Genomic DNA, 14,716 nt, shown 5'->3' on the forward strand with positions numbered 1-14,716 from the left:
GTTCGTTCCTTCGACGCTCAAGGTCATGAACTTGACCGGCGTAACGTTGATCGCGGCGTCGAGGCGCGACGTATCTGCCGAATAGACCGAATAGCCTGGATTAACATAGTCGGCATAGGTCTTGTAGGACGAACGATAGTTATACGCGAGGCGTCCGCTCAGCACCGGGGTGTCATACAATAACGCGATGTTCCCGGAATATTTGGAGGTGAACGGCGCGTCGCGGCCATGCGGCACATCGGGAATGTCTCCCGCCAAATCCAGCGTCGCCACGGGCAGATACGTAAAGTTCGCGTTCACGCCGAAGTGCTTGGCGAAGCCGGGCAGAAAATCGAAGAACGTATTCACCTGCGCTTCAAGACCGAAGGTCTTGCCCGGCCCGGCATTGCGCGGTTGCTCGACCGGATGGATCGCGTTGACCTCGGGCACGTACTCCGATGCTCGAACGGTATAGATAAACCCGGTCTGATTCTTCAGGAAGGTGCCCAGTGACACCAGGCCGCCTTTGCCGAAATAATATTCGAGCGAGGCGTCATAGTTGTTTTCCTGGACCGGCTTGAGCGCGGGATTTCCGGCATAGACCGTCCCGGTCGGGCTCGCGATCGCATCGCGCAATTCCCTGAAGTTGCGGAGCGAGTAAAAATCCGGCCGCTGCACGTTGTGGGTGTATGACAGGCGCAATTGCAGCGTCGGCGTGAAGTGCAAAACGCCGGTGGCGCTTGGCAGCAAGTCGACATAATTACCCTTGCTGCCAACGCTCGTCACGACCGTATTGTAAACGGCTTGACCATTGGCATTCTTCAGGATCTTTCCGTCAGCACCCAATTGATAGGCATTCTGCGCGCTTGCCGCAGTGCCCCAGGTGTTGACGAAACGAAGCCCGAACGTGCCGTCGATCGGTATGCCCGCCGCCTTGAACGCATAATTGCCCTGGCTGTACGCTGCAAACGTGCGTTCGGTTTCGGCAAAGCCCGAACCGAGATCGGTCGCGCCGGGCTCCGCCTTGGTCCAGTCCGATCCAGCCAGATCCGCGCCGTTGGCGATGATGTAATTCCGCACAGCGGTGAAGTTGCTGTAATACTGGGCGTCATTGAGATGATACCAGGTCGGAATTTGGCCCGCGCCACTGATATCGGGCGTCGTTGCGACTGTTCCGATGCCGGTCTTGCTTCCCACCGTCGTGAGCGATGGCCCTGTCGTCACATTGCTGAAGAACGCATCGCGATACCCATAGACGTATCCCGATGTCCGTTTCGTGAAGCGCGTGCCGAACTGGAACGATCGCAGCAGGCCTTCGTCGCTCGTCTTGACTGTGAAATCGAGGTTGGTCGCGAACATCGTGTCGCTGTTGGTACCGTTCTGATCATGCACCTGGAACAGCTTGTAATTAGCGGGATTGCTCAAGTCGGTTCCAAGGAAGGTCACATAGGGACCGCCGCCCGGAACGTTCGACGAGTTGAAGTCGGTATGCACCGACGTACCGACCGGAAAGTGGTACTGCTGTTGCACAAAATAGACCGAGGTCTTCGACCAATTATACTGTGCGCCGAAATTGATCTGGACCTTGTCGCTGTGCCAGTGGGTCTCGAAGTTGGTGGTGTAGCCGTCGGTCTTGCGCTTTTGGTAAAGGCTCAATGGACCGCCCGGAAGCCCGCCGGTGGACGGCGTCGAATAGGTCACAGAGCGGATCGTGCCGTCGGGATTGGTCACGATATCCGAATAGACGCCGGTGTCGACGTTCGTCTGCACCTTCAGATAATCGCTATAATTGGTTTCGCGTGCGCCGAAATATGATCCTTCGAGCACGAAATCGAGATGGTCGTTCGCTTTCCATTGCCATGAGGCATTGAGCGACGGGCGCTCTACCGAACCGGACTCGACGCCATAGGTTACGGCGTAGGGAATAATGGTGTTCTGAAGGTTCGCCGGTTGTGCGTTATAGACCGGGCTGCCGACATAGATGCCGATCGGCAACGGCGATTCCGCCGCGACATAATTCTCGTTGTAATTGTTCTTGGTGTAGGAGCCGTTGAGCAGGAAGCCCATCTCGCCGATCGGCGTGTCGAAGCGGTCGGCCAACAGCAAACTGGCATAGGGACTCTTGGTGTTGCCGATGTCGGAGAAGGTCTCGCGAAAGCTCCCTGCGACGGTCAACCCCTTCTTGAGATCAAGCGGCCGTCGGAGTTCGACGTTCACCGTTCCGGCGATGCCACCTTCGATCTGGTCGGCACTGCGGGTCTTGTAGACCTGCACCGACTTCAGCAACTCGGCTGGAATGTCGGCGAGATTGAGCGCGCGCGACCCGGCACTTGCCGCCTCAAAGCCATTGATCGTGGTCTGCACGTCGCCCAGGCCGCGGATCGTTACGTTCTGGCCTTCGCCGTGCGCGCGGTCGATCTGCACGCCCGAAACGCGCGCGAGCGCTTCCGGTACGTTGTTGTCGGGCAGCTTGCCGGCATCCTCGGCATCGACCGAATCGACGATCTGCTTTGAGTTGCGCTTGCGATCGCGCGCCGACTTCAAACTGGCGCGCAGGCCGACGACGACGATGTCGTTGCCGCCTTCGCCCTTATACGTTGCCGAATCGGCACCAGCGGCAACGGCTTGCTGCACCGCCTTGCCGCGGCGACGCGCGGCCTCGCGTTCTGCGCGCGCTTTACGCCGGGCAGCGATCCGCTCGGCCTTGCCAAGCGGCACGGCTGGAGCGGCGTCTTGCGCGACGGCCGAAGGTGCGATCGCGGCAGCAGCAGCCACGGGACACGTGGCCGATAGTGCCGCCATGCAGCAAGTGAGCGTTAGAACAACTTTCATTCGCATGCCGATTTTCCCCTTAAGGTCCTTCGTCTGGCCTTTTCGCCACACGTCCCATGACAGAGTTATGACATACGATATAAAGTATACAAGTCGCAATTTGCGCCTTGTGATTCAAGGCTGCGGCGATGCCTTTTCCGCTTAAACCGCTACGGTATCGGCCACGTTCGACGTGTCCGCGATCGTATCGAGGTGCATCAGACGCACGACCAATGGGCTGAGCGCCGCGACACCCAGACCGACTACGATCGAAAATCCACTGATCCTCGTATAGACATTCAGGATGGTATCCGGGCCCGCGCTTGCGGCACCAGTCGTTTGGGCGATCAAGGCGGCGATGAAATTCCCCGCCGCTGTCGACAGGAACCAGGTTCCCATCATCAAGCCCGTCATTCGCGTAACGGACAATCGAGTCATCGACGACAGGCCGATCGGCGAGAAGCACAATTCGCCCATCGCGTGGAACAGATAGACCAGCACGATGAACAGCGCGGGGGTCAGCGCACCGCGCGGTGCCGCGCCGGCAACCAACACCAGGAAACCGAGCCCGACCAGGATCAGCCCGATCCCAAATTTGAGCGGCACGTTGGGCTCCAGCCGCCGACGCGCCAACATGGCCCACCCCCATCCAAACAGCGGCGCAAGCACGATGATGAAAGCCGAGTTGATCGACTGAAAGACCGCCGCCGGGATCTGATAGCCGAACAGCATCCGATCGACGCGTTCGTCGGTGAAAACGTTGAGCGAGGATCCGGCCTGTTCGAACAACGCCCAGAAGAGCGGGCTCAGCGCGACGAGAAACAGCGCAGCAAAAACGCGATCGCGCTCGACCCGTGGCAAGGTGTACACCGACCGCCAGACGATATAGCCAACCGTCAGCACCGCAAAGCCAATCAGCAGAATCCCGACCGCGCCTTGCGATCGGATCAACCACCACACGACGCCGACCGCACCGATACCCCCGAGATAGATTAGCGGTTCGAGCGAAAGCCCGGCAAACACGGGCGCGCCGCGCAACGCGCCGGGCCGCCGACCCGCGCCGCGCAGATCCTTTTGAAACACCACAAACGCGACGAGCCCGATCAGCATACCGATGCCCGCCGCACCGAAACCATAACTCCAGCCGACCGTCTCCCCGAGGATACCGATCAGGATCGGCCCAATCCACGCGCCGAGGTTGATCCCCATATAGAAGATCGAGAAAGCGCCGTCGCGCCGCCGATCTCCACGCGCATACAGCTCGCCGACCAGGACCGACACGTTCGCCTTGAGAAAGCCCGTTCCGACCACGATCGCGGAAAGACCGAGATAGAAACCGTTCAGATACAAGCCCTGTGCTCCGGCCGGCCCTTCGAGCAGCGCGATCAGCAAATGGCCGGTGACGATGAAGACACCCCCCGCGAGCACCGCCTTGCGCGCACCGAGAAAGCGATCGGCCAGATAACCTCCGATCACTGGGGTTATGTAGACCAGTGAGGTGTAGGTGCCATAAACGGCGTACGAATGATCCTTCGCGAACAGAAAGTGCTTGGTCAGGTAAAAGATCAGGATCGCGCGCATGCCGTAATAGGAAAAGCGTTCCCACATTTCGGCGAAAAACAGGACAAAGAGGCCGCGCGGATGGCCGAGCACGGTCCTGGCGTCGGTAGGCGTCTCCGACACTCCAAACCGGCTGGTGTCATCGGTCGCGGGGCGATTGCCGACAGACGTCATGCTGGACAACCGCCATCGAATGTCGGGCAGCGTTCGGGCGCTCGCTCGGCGCATCGCTCACTCTTTCGCGCATCCTCAACCATCGCACCCTCCGCAACATCCTAACCTTCACCCTAGGGTATACGGTATTTTATATGCAATCTTTTAACGTGTAACGTCAGACCCTTGCGAAACGCAGAGACTTTTGAATACCGAATATCGTATATTATATTTGACATAACCCTGCGAGCGTGGTGCATTCGCTTGAAGGCAAAGGGCCAATCAGGGGTATTTATGACCATTCGCAACTCCCGCCGGGGAGCAGCGCTCGCTGCATCGGTATCCGCACTGCTGTCGACCAGCGCTTATGCGCAAATCGCCGCTGCGCCGACGACGGCGGAGCAGACCGTGGCCACCCCCGAAAGCAGCGACATCGTGGTCACCGGCACGCGCATCAAGCGCCGCGATTTGACCAGCAACAGCCCGCTTACGATGGTCGGTGAAGCCGAGATCCGCTATCAGGGCGCGACGAGCGTCGAGAGCGTGCTCAACAAGCTTCCGCAATTCACCGCCGATGCGAACGAGAACGTCTCGAACGGGTCAGACGGCACGTCGAACATCAATTTGCGCAACCTCGGGTCCGGCCGCGTGCTGATCCTGCTGAACGGCCAGAGGATGCTGCCGCAGCAAGCGATCGACGTGAATTTCGTGCCGTCGTCGCTGGTCCAGCGCATCGACGTCGTAACCGGTGGTGCCTCCGCAGTATACGGGTCGGACGCTTTGTCGGGCGTGGTCAATTTCGTCCTGCGCGACAATCTCGATGGCGTTCGGATCGACGCGCAAAGCAGCGTCAACCAACATGACAACGGCAATGGCTATCTTCATGGCCTGGTCAACAGCAAGGGCTATCCGCAAGCGCCCGGCACCGTGTTCGACGGCGGCAAGACCGACATCAACGCGAGCTTCGGCAAGAATTTCGCGGACGGGCGCGGCAACGTCACCGTTTATGGCGGCTATCGCACATCGCAGCCGGTAACCCAGGATTCACGGGACGTTTCGGCATGCGCGCTCGACCCCGTGGACGATGCGGGGACCAACCTGAAATGCGGTGGTTCCAGCAACAACGCCTACGGCCTGTTCACATTGCTGACCGGCCCGAACAAGGGCAAGACGCTCGACAATACCAAGGACGGCAAGCACACTTGGGTACCCTACGATTCGAGCTTCGCGTACAATTACTCGCCCACCAATTATTTCCAGCGCTCCGACACGCGCTACACGGCAGGCGCTTTCGCCAAGTTCAAGCTGAGCTCGCTTGCCGAGATCTATAGCAGCTTCATGTATATGAACGACCGTACCTTTTCACAGGCGGCACCGTCCGCGCTGTTCCAGGGCACGACCTTTACGATCCCTTGCAACAATCCGTTTCTGTCGGCGAGCCAGGCCACCACCTTGTGCGGCGCAGCCGCTGGCACCGCGCAGACCGAAGACACGTTTATCGGTCTGCGCCTGACCACCCCGCGCCGCGACGATCTACGGCATGAGGATTTCCGCTACACGGCCGGCGTGCGCGGCAGTTTCGCGAAGGGCTTCAGCTACGACGTCAACTATCTGCGGTCGCTGGTGCGGTACAATGAAACCTATATGAACAATGTCGACAACGTGAAGGCGCAACGCGCGCTTAACGTCGTCAACGTCAACGGCACCCCCACCTGCCAGTCGGTGATCGACGGAACCGACAAGACCTGCCTGCCGATCGACGTGTTCGCCGCCGGCGCGATCAGCGCCACCGCGCTGCCCTATCTCTTTTCGAACAGCTCGACGCAGAGCCGCAATACACAGACGGTGGTTTCGGGCACGATCAACGGCGACCTGGGGCAATATGGCATTCAGATCCCCTGGGCCGATCGCGGCATCGGCATCGCGCTGGGTGCCGAGCATCGCCGCGAGACGCTGAGCGCCAGCGGCGACGCGATTGCGATCCAGAACGGCTATGTCGGCTCCGACGGCACGATCACCGTGAACGAAAGCTATGGCGAGCTTGAGATACCGATCCTGTCGAACCTGCCCTTCGCCAAGGCGCTGACGATCAACGGCGGCGCACGCTATTCGACCTACCATAACCAACAGGATTCGACCGGCTTCAAATCCGATTTCCACGCGCTGACGTACAAAGGCGAACTGTCCTGGGCACCGAGCAGCGACCTGCGATTGCGCGCGAGCTACAACCACGCATTTCGTGCGCCCAACATCAGCGAACTGTTCGGCGCGGTCAGCCTTGGCAACGTGACCGCGACCGACCCATGCGCCGGCTCCAGCCCGGCGGCATCGCTCACGGTCTGCCAGCGCACCGGCGTGACGGCGGCGCAATATGGCAACATTCCCGAATGCCCGGCGGGGGTCTGCGTGCAGCAATATGGCGGCAATCGCGATGTGAAACCCGAACAGGCCGACACCTACACGATCGGTCTGGTGCTGACCCCGCGGATGCTGCGCACCTTCACGCTGTCGCTCGATTATTTCAACATCAAGGTGACCGATTACATCAGCACGATTTCGCCTTCGCTGACGATCAGCCAATGCGCCTCGACCGGCGACCCTTATTATTGCGGGCTGTTCCACCGCGATCCGCGCAGCGGCGTGCTGTTCGGCAATAACGGTTACGTCGTCGGCACCACGATCAATACCGGCTCGCTCCAGACGTCGGGCCTCGACATCACGAGCAGCTACACGCTCGACCTCAACCGTTTCGGCAAGGTCAACCTCGACCTTGTCGGCACCTTCCTGCTCGATCTTTCGACCGAGCCGCTGCCAGGGCTCGGGACGTATAACTGCAAGGGCCTGTACGGCTATACCTGCGGCGAGCCGTCGCCGACGTGGCGCCATCAGTTGCGCACCACCTGGATGATCCCGGGGAAGGAGAAGGCCACGCTGTCGCTCGCATGGCGCTATCTCGACAGCGTCAAGCTTTCGAGCTTGTCGGACAATGCGTTCCTGAATGGCCAAGGCAGCATCATCAACAGCAAGATCCCCGCGTACAGCTATTTCGATCTCGCGACGACGGTCAACTTCACCAAGGGGCTGACGCTCCGCGCGGGCGTGAACAACCTGCTCGACAAAGACCCGCCCGCCATCGCGCAGGGGATTCTGGCGAGCTTCGGCAATGGCAATACCTATCCCGGTGTCTATGATCCGCTCGGGCGGACGATCTTCGTCGGGGCCACCGTCGCCTTCTGAAAGTCCAAGTCCGCGGCACCTCCTATGAAGGGCCGTTGCCGACACTGTTAAAGGATTCTCCATGCCCCGCCCGTCGCGCCGCGATCTCCTCAAGACCGCCGGCGCGGCGGGCGGACTTGCGCTTGCGCCGCCGCTTCGCGCGGCGGTGGCACCGGCTGCCACCGACAGTCCGCGTGCGATCGTGTCGCTCGATCGCGGCTGGCGCTTCGCGCTGGGGCATGCGGCGGATCCAGCGAAGGATTTCGGTTTCGGTGCCGGCCACGACACCTATGGCAAATCCGGCGATGTCGGGACACCGGTTGCCGAGGCCAAGTTCGACGACAGCGGCTGGCAAGCGGTCGATTTGCCGCATGATTGGGCGGTCGATCTCCCCTTCGAACGGTTCGGGGCACCCGGTTCGGAGGCTGACCGTAGCGGTGCGTTCCAGGGGTTCAAACCGCTCGGCCGGATGTGGCCCGCGACGAGCGTGGGCTGGTATCGCCGCGCGATCCCGATCACGGCGGAGGACGCGGGCAAACGCCTGTCGCTCGAATTCGACGGCGTCTCGCGCAACTGCCTCGTCATCTTCAATGGCTTCGTCGTCGGATCGAACGAAAGTGCCTATGCGCCCTTCCGCATCGACATCACCGATTTTGCCAAGCCCGGCGAGGAGAATCTCCTCGTTCTCCGCTGCGACGTCAGCCTTGGCGAAGCGTGGTCGTACGAAGGTGCCGGACTCTATCGCCACGTCCGACTGGTCAAAACCGCGCCGCCCCATATCCGGCAATGGGGTGCCACGGTCCGATGCGAGGTGCGCACCGACGGGGCGACCATCCGGATCGAGACCGAAATCGACAATGACGGACCCGCCGCCACCGCGCGGCTGCGCTCGCGCGTCACGGGGCCCGATGGCCGGATCGTTGCCGACTTGCTGTCCCAGCCGCTCGCCCTGCCGGACTGGGGCCGGACCAGCTTCGCGCAGGAGGCGCGGCTGTCCGATCCTGCCTTATGGTCGCTCGACACGCCGCAGCTCTACAGTCTTGCTAGCGAGATCATCATCGCCGACGTCGCCGTCGATCGCACGGTCAGCCGCTTCGGCATCCGCACGATCCGCTTCGATCCCGATCACGGCTTTTTCCTCAACGGCCTGCCGGTGAAGATCAAGGGTACGTGCAACCACCAGGATCACGCCGGCGTCGGCTTCGCAGTGCCCGACAGCCTCCATGTCTGGCGGCTCGAGCGGTTGAAGGCGATGGGTGCCAACGCCTATCGCTCGACGCACCATTCGCCCTCCCCCGCGATTCTCGAGGCGTGCGACCAACTGGGCATTCTCGTGATGGACGAGACCCGCCAGATGTCGAGCAACCCCGAAGCGCTGAGCCAGCTCGACCGGATCGTCCGCCAAGGGCGCAACCATCCGAGCATCATCCTGTGGAGCCTCGGCAACGAGGAAATCCACCGCGGCACGCCGACCGGGGCGCGGATCGCCGCGACGATGAAGCGCCGGGTCTACGAACTCGATGGCACACGCCCCGTCACCGAAGCGTTCAACGGCAAGTTCGGCGAGGGCGCGTCGCCCGTGCTCGACGTGATGGGCTGCAATTACTATCTCGACGCGATCGATCCCTATCACGTTGCGCACCCGACGATGCCGATGATCGGCACCGAAACGGGCAGCACCGTCATGACCCGCGGCGAATATAAACGTGACGATGCCGCCGGGATCGTGCCCGCTTACGATACGGACTTCCCGAAATGGGCGACCACCGCCGAGACATGGTGGAGCTTCTACGATGCCCGCCCTTTCCTTGCCGGCGGGTTCGTGTGGACCGGGTTCGACTATCGCGGGGAACCGACGCCGTTCGAGCGCTGGCCCGAAAACGCCTCGAATTTCGGACAGATGGACAGCTGCGGCTTCCCCAAGGACAATTATCATTATTACCGCGCCTGGTGGGGGGCCAAGCCCGCGCTCCACCTCTTCCCCCACTGGAACTGGGCGGGGCGCGAGGGCCAGGAGATCGCGGTCTGGGTCCATAGCAATTGCGACACGGTCGAATTGTTCCTCAATGGCCACAGCCTCGGGCATCAGAGCGTGACGCGCAATCGCCACCTCGAATGGCAGGTGCCCTATGCCCCCGGCAGGATCGAGGCACACGGCTTCGCACGCGGTCGCCATATCCTCACCGAAGTGCGCGAGACGACCGGCATGCCGCAACGGATCGGGCTGACCAGCGACCGGCGCAGCTTGGCACCGGCGAGGTCGCGGTGGTGCGCGCCGCCATCCTCGATGCGAAGCGGCGTGAGGTGCCGACCGCCAGCAACCGCGTGACCTTCACGCTCGACGGTGACGCCACCTTGCTCGGCGTCGGCAATGGCGACCCGCGCTGCCTCGAGCCCGACCATGCCAGCGCTCGCTCGGCGTTCAATGGCCTGTGCATGGCGATCGTCCAGGCCGGAGAGCGCGGCGGCGCGATCCGCCTCACCGCGACGGGTGATGGCCTCGATGCCGCGATGCTGCCGCTCCTCGCGACACGCGCTTGACGCGCTGCGCTCCTACCGCACGCTCCTTTCCATCGACCGAGACCCTCCGATGATCCCTCTCCGCGCCAAGGCCCTCGTCCTCGCCATCGCCGCCCTGTGCTTTCCGGCCAAGCTGCTCGCCGCGCCCGACGCGGCGGCGTTCACCCGCTCGATCGGTCTGCGCGAGCAATGGCAATATCTCACGCGGGACGTGGCATGGCCGGCCCACTGGACCGCGGATGGCAGCCATTTCTTCTACCGCAAGACGGTCGAGGGCGGCTTCGCCTTCGAAACGGTCGATCGCCGAACGCTCGCCAAATCGGCGGCGTTCGATCAGGTGAAAATCGCCCACGCGCTCGCCGCCGCGCTCGGGCATCCCGTCGCGCCACTGCGGTTGCCATTTGCGGCGTTCGACTATGATGCGGACGGCACGGCCATCCTGTTCGAGCTGGACGGCGCAGCCTGGTCCTGCGCGCTCGACGGACACGCATGTGCCGTCGTAGCCGACCATCGCCGCCCGCGCGGCTTCGGTGTCGTCCGGGATCTGTCCATACCCGCCGACAATCGGCCAGCGCCCTCCCCCGACGGCAAATGGGAAGCCTTGGTCGAGGACAACCAACTCGTGCTGCGGAGGCCGGGCGGCAAGGACGCGATCCGCCTGAGCAGCGACGGATCGGCCGGCGACTTCTATGATCCAGAAACGCTCGCCTGGTCGCCCGACAGCCGCCACATCCTGCTCTACCGTGTCCGCCCGGGCTATGCGCGCCAGGTTCTGCGCGTCGAGGCGGCACCGGTGGGACGGCTGCAGCCGGCGCTGCGCACGCAGCTTTACCCCAAGCCCGGCGACGCGATCGACCAGGAGCAGCCCGTGCTCTTCGACGTCGCAACGCGGCGGGAGACGGTGATCGACGCCGAGCTGTTCCCCAACCCCTATCAACTCTCGCAACCGCGTTGGCGCAGCGACGGGCACAGCGTCGAGTTCGATTATATCCGCCGCGGCTTCCAACAAGCGCGCGTGATCGCGGTCGATGCCGACACGGGCAAGGCGCACGCCGCAGTCACGGAAAACGCCGCAACGTTCGTCTATGCCGATCGTCGGTTCGCGCATACCGTGCACGGGCTCGGCGACGAGATCGTCTGGGCCTCGGAGCGCGATGGCTGGAACCAGCTCTATCTCATCGACGGCCATACCGGCCGTGTGAAAAATCGCATCACCCATGGCAATTGGGTCGTGCGCGAGGTCGTCAAAGTTGACGATGACAAGCGCGTGATCTGGTTCGCCGCGAGCGGCATGAACCCGGGCGAGGACCCCTATTTCAAACATTATTACCGCATCGATTTCGACGGCCGCCACCTGACGCCGCTGACGCCCGCCAACGCGGATCATGACGTCGCTTTCTCGCCCGACATGGCGCTGTTCGTCGACACCTATTCGCGCGTCGACTTGCCCACCATCAGCGAGCTGCACCGCGCAGACGACGGCACCCTGGTGGCGAGGATCACCACAGGCGACGACACGCGCCTGGTTGCCGCCGGGTTTCGCCCGCCCGAAGTCGTCACCGCCAAGGGACGCGACGGCAAAACCGATATCTGGGGCATCGTCGTGCGACCGCGCGATTACGATCCGCGCAAGAAATATCCGGTGATCGAGAACATCTATGCCGGTCCGCACGACAGCTTCGTGCCCAAGGGTTTCTGGCCGTTCGGCTATCATGCCGGTGGCGACAAGGTGATCGGGATGCAGGCGCTGGCCGATCTCGGCTTTATCGTCGTCCAGATTGACGGCATGGGCACCGCCAATCGCTCCAAGGCGTTTCAGGACGTCGCCTGGAAGAATCTCGGCGATTCGGGTTTCCCCGATCGCATCGCGTGGCACCGCGCGCTGGCCGCGCGCGACGCATCCTACGACATCACCCGCGTCGGCATCTACGGTGCCTCCGCCGGCGGCCAGAGTACCCTCAACGCCTTGCTGTTCCACGGCGACTTCTACAAGGTCGGTGTGGCCTATGCCGGTTGCTACGACAATCGCATGGACAAGATCAGTTGGAACGAACAGTGGCTCGGCTGGCCAGTCGATAAGAGCTATGCCGCCGCCTCGGGCATCGACAATGCCTGGCGGCTGACAGGCAAGCTGCTGATGATCGTCGGCGAGCAGGACAGCAATGTCGACCCCGCGTCGACGATGCAGGTGGTCGATGCACTGATCAAGGCGAACAAGGATTTCGATCTATTGTCGGTACCGGGCGGCGAACACAGCGTCGGCCGCTCAACCGGCCCGATCGACTATGTCACGCGTCGGCAATTTGGCTTCTTCGTACGCAACTTGCTGGGCGACACCACGCCCGACTGGAACGCTGCGCCGACGCGCATCGGTTAACGGACAGCTGGCTTAATCGGCACCGATATCCGGCGTGCCACGCTCCGTCCTGCGCGATAACGTAGCGGGCGTCATGGGCAGTGTCCGGCTATCCTCGGCGCTTTCATGGCGGCGCACCCCCATCTTAGCCTCGGTCCCATCATCACGGAACCCGTCATCAACGCACCGAAGCACGCGCTCCCCGGTCGCTACCGAACCGGAGCGATTATCGCCGATTATGCAGCGACGCGCCGATGGTCGGCGACGACGGCGCAGGTATGCCCAGCGACCACGCAGAAGTGAAACCCGGCCGTGGAAATGGGATCGTGGGTACGATCGCCAAAACAGTTGGAGGCCATGATCGAAATCAAGGCAGCCGGTCCGGGCACGAACGTCTCGATTGTGCGTTCTCAGCGACACAATAGCCGCGCCACGCACATCGCCCGACCGGGCAATCGACGTTCCTGAAAGCTCCACCATGCCCGATGTAGAAAAGCCGCTTATACTTTACGTCGAGGATGAAATTTTTACGCAGCATCTTGTTGAAACGGCGCTCAGCGATGCCGGCTATGATGTCTGGACCGCGAGCGACGGCAACGAGGCTTTGGAAAAACTCGCGTCCGCTGGTTCGGCTTTGCGCGGACTTGTAACCGATGTCGATCTTGGTGCCTGCCCCAACGGATGGGAGGTTGCCATCGAGGCGCGGGCAGCGATGCCAGGGGTACCCGTCGTCTATGTTAGCGGCGCGAGTGCTCATGAATGGAGCGCAAAGAGCGTTCCAGGCAGCCAAATCGTACCCAAGCCATTTGCGCCTGATCAAATTGTTGCAGTGATTGCGCTTTTGCTCGGTAAGGCGGACTTATGAACATATCCGATCCGGCGAGTCCCAATGATCGCCCCGCTGGTGTCGAGCAGCTGCTCGCCACAACCGACCTCGCCAATGCCCTGGAAAGCGACCGCTTCAAGCAGTTCCTGGACCATATCCCGATCGCCATTGCCGTCGCCGAACTCACGCCTGAGGAGCGCATCGTATATGCCAATATCGAATTCGAGCGGCTGACGAGCAGAAGTGCGCCCGACCTGTTCGGCAAGGACTGGACCATGTTCCCCTCCAGCGCGGTCGCGACGGACGGTGGCGAAGGCTTGAGCGAAGCCATTGCATTGGGGGAGGATTTCGTCGGCACCTTCGAACTCGACTGGGGCGAAAAACCGGTGGCGGTTGATGTCTGGTCGAACCTCATTCAGGACGATGGTGGCGAGCCGGTGTTCCGGCTTGTCGCGCTCGCAGAGGCCGGCCGCCGCGCCGATGACGATGAAACCGAGCTCCAGGCCGCCGTTCGCGAAAAGGACACGCTGCTGCGTGAGTTGCAGCACCGCGTGACCAACAACCTCCAGATGATCACGGCGCTGATCCGGCTCGAATCCCGCACGATACCCGATGATACGACGACCGCCCGCTTCGACCGACTGGCGGGCCGGATCGAGGCGCTCGGGCTGCTGTACCGCTCGCTGTCGGAGACCTCGGATCGCGCCACGATCGATCTTGGCGTCTATCTGAGCGAGATCGCATCGGCGGTAATGCGTGCTCACGCCGTGGAGGGCATTCACCTTGACCTTCAGGTCGACACCTGGCCGGTGTCCGTTAACGTCGCGATGCCGGCCGGGCTCGTCGTTAACGAGCTTTTGACGAACGCGCTCAAACACGCGTTCACGGGACGAAGCGGGGGGACAATTTCGTTGCACAGTCTCGTTGATCCCGCCGGGTGTCGCGTTACCATCGCGGACGATGGGATTGGGCTGGATGTCGGCACCCACTGGCCGAAACCGGGTAAGCTGAGCGCAATGATCGTTCAGTCGCTTCGTCAAAACGCAAAAGCAACGCTCGACGTTGAGTCCACGCCGGGGAACGGAATGCGCGTGACGATCTTTTTTGCGCGGGCAGACGCAAACGAATAGCGGCGCTTCCTGATCGGTCTGCGAGGGCCCAGAACCGGACGTTCAAAATTTACTCACGGCTCCCCAGCTTCTGCGATGTGTTCAGCTTCACGGTCGTGGCCGCTAGACCACCCCTCTGTCGCGCCACTCACAAGCGGTGCCGCATCGAAACGCCAGGGAGGCGCG

The 14,716-nt window shown here is 62.1% G+C and carries 8 protein-coding genes; 6 read left to right on the top strand and 2 right to left on the bottom strand.

What is annotated here, in order from left to right; genetic code table 11:
* The coding region (locus EJC47_RS17805; RefSeq protein WP_126849148.1) for a TonB-dependent receptor at positions 1-2,817 on the bottom strand (2,817 nt) is incomplete at its 3' end.
* 135 nt (positions 2,818-2,952) lie between these two features.
* Positions 2,953-4,524 carry a peptide MFS transporter gene (locus tag EJC47_RS17810; protein WP_409574492.1) on the bottom strand — a complete coding sequence of 524 codons (1,572 nt, stop codon included), beginning with the start codon at positions 4,522-4,524 and terminating at the stop codon, positions 2,953-2,955.
* Positions 4,525-4,797: 273 nt separating this feature from the next.
* On the opposite strand from EJC47_RS17810, the gene EJC47_RS17815 reads away from it, so the two are divergent.
* From EJC47_RS17815 to EJC47_RS17835, 6 genes are all read left to right on the top strand, one after another.
* Complete coding sequence (locus EJC47_RS17815; RefSeq protein ID WP_260591649.1) at positions 4,798-7,740, top strand: TonB-dependent receptor domain-containing protein; 2,943 nt, start codon at positions 4,798-4,800, stop codon at positions 7,738-7,740.
* Positions 7,741-7,801: 61 nt separating this feature from the next.
* Complete coding sequence (gene galA, locus EJC47_RS17820) at positions 7,802-10,048, top strand: beta-galactosidase GalA (protein ID WP_221885184.1); 2,247 nt, start codon at positions 7,802-7,804, stop codon at positions 10,046-10,048.
* Positions 9,988-10,260, top strand: a complete 273-nt coding sequence (locus EJC47_RS21225) for a hypothetical protein (protein ID WP_260591650.1) — start codon at positions 9,988-9,990, stop codon at positions 10,258-10,260. Before galA ends, EJC47_RS21225 begins: the two co-directional genes overlap by 61 nt.
* A 49-nt stretch (positions 10,261-10,309) precedes the next feature.
* Positions 10,310-12,616, top strand: coding sequence for a DPP IV N-terminal domain-containing protein (locus EJC47_RS17825; protein WP_126849149.1), 2,307 nt, complete (start codon positions 10,310-10,312; stop codon positions 12,614-12,616).
* Positions 12,617-13,073: 457 nt separating this feature from the next.
* Complete coding sequence (locus tag EJC47_RS17830; RefSeq protein ID WP_126849150.1) at positions 13,074-13,460, top strand: response regulator; 387 nt, start codon at positions 13,074-13,076, stop codon at positions 13,458-13,460.
* Positions 13,457-14,551, top strand: a complete 1,095-nt coding sequence (locus tag EJC47_RS17835; RefSeq protein WP_126849151.1) for a sensor histidine kinase — start codon at positions 13,457-13,459, stop codon at positions 14,549-14,551. Before EJC47_RS17830 ends, EJC47_RS17835 begins: the two co-directional genes overlap by 4 nt.
* Positions 14,552-14,716: the final 165 nt, after the last annotated feature.

The sequence above is a fragment of the Sphingomonas sp. TF3 genome, from assembly GCF_003985085.1.
GTDB lineage: Bacteria > Pseudomonadota > Alphaproteobacteria > Sphingomonadales > Sphingomonadaceae > Sphingomonas.

Excerpts from the sequence above, each read along its gene's own strand:
- EJC47_RS17810 (WP_409574492.1), bottom strand. The coding sequence starts at position 4,524 with ATGACGTCTGTCGGCAATCGCCCCGCGACCGATGACACCAGCCGGTTT.
- EJC47_RS17815 (WP_260591649.1), top strand. The coding sequence starts at position 4,798 with ATGACCATTCGCAACTCCCGCCGGGGAGCAGCGCTCGCTGCATCGGTA.
- galA (WP_221885184.1), top strand. The coding sequence starts at position 7,802 with ATGCCCCGCCCGTCGCGCCGCGATCTCCTCAAGACCGCCGGCGCGGCG.
- EJC47_RS17825 (WP_126849149.1), top strand. The coding sequence starts at position 10,310 with ATGATCCCTCTCCGCGCCAAGGCCCTCGTCCTCGCCATCGCCGCCCTG.
- EJC47_RS17830 (WP_126849150.1), top strand. The coding sequence starts at position 13,074 with ATGCCCGATGTAGAAAAGCCGCTTATACTTTACGTCGAGGATGAAATT.
- EJC47_RS17835 (WP_126849151.1), top strand. The coding sequence starts at position 13,457 with ATGAACATATCCGATCCGGCGAGTCCCAATGATCGCCCCGCTGGTGTC.